General features: G+C 41.8%; 1 protein-coding gene and 1 pseudogene. Both read right to left on the reverse strand.

Annotation, left to right across the window (positions count from 1 at the left end):
- Positions 1-562, reverse strand: a 562-nt coding sequence (locus tag FTT98_RS17945; RefSeq protein ID WP_180177641.1) for a toxic anion resistance protein, incomplete at its 3' end; no start/stop codon positions are given.
- Between the two features lie 16 nt (positions 563-578).
- Positions 579-1,006: pseudogene (locus FTT98_RS17950) on the reverse strand (tellurium resistance protein); the annotation flags it as partial.

A 1,006-nucleotide genomic window follows, 5' to 3' on the forward strand; every position in this document is an offset into this window, starting at 1 on the left:
ATTCATGTTCACGGATACGCCCTGCCGCAATATGAATACCCAGCTGTTTGTATTCATCCTGCACGCCATCAAACATTTTATCTAAAGTCGATACGCGTGCTTTCAGGCCAGATTGAGAAGTCTCAATTTCTTTGACCAGTACATCAATCTGTTCTTTGGTGGTATTGAAATGCGAGTCAAAATTATCTTTCACGCCCTTAAATTTGCTGATGATATTGCCCAGAAATCCTGAACTTTTTTTCTTGTTCAAGATACTGCTGGTATTCAGTTGCTGTGCCACCTGCACCACCTGATTCAGCTTTTGACCGGTTGCATCCAGATCTTTATTTTGTACCAGATTCAGCAATTCATCGGTATAGCTTGAAGTTTTGGTGGCTATATTTTTGCCATATTCGGCCACACTATTATGACTCATATTCTGCAGTTCTTTACGTGCTGCCAAGACCCCCTGAAAATCGGCAGGCTGCAAGCCCAGCTCTTTCAGATCCATTTGCTGGAACTTCTGTTCAGTCAGTTCAGTTGAGCTTTCGACAGGTAAATTTACTACATCAGATTTGGTCATGTTTCACCTTATATTGTTATGTATTCGAGGGTTTCTCGAGTGACTTTTTTAACGTTTTAATCAAATTGTCCCGGCTATTATCAAGTTTTTCCAGATCACTTGTCGAGTGTTTCGTCTGGCTTTGTTTGACATGATATTGCCAGGCCGGAATCAGCACCTGTTGCGCTTCTTTAAACCGATCCAGTAGGCTATAAGACAGTTGCTGGGACAATTGCATCTGGGTAATGGCAATGTCATTACTGCTTTGCAAGGTTCTTAAGGTATGCACCTTTTTTGACAGCCGCTCAGAAAAATTATCCAGTGGATGCTGATTCCTTACAAACTGCGGATATTCAGATAAAAATTCTTTTGCTGCCACAATATGCTTGGCCATTTGCTCACGTAAACCGATCAGCTGCTGGAATCGCGATTGGGATTTCTGGATTTCAATTTGCAACTTACGGC

This window comes from Acinetobacter sp. YH12039, from assembly GCF_013420015.1.
GTDB lineage: Bacteria > Pseudomonadota > Gammaproteobacteria > Pseudomonadales > Moraxellaceae > Acinetobacter > Acinetobacter amyesii.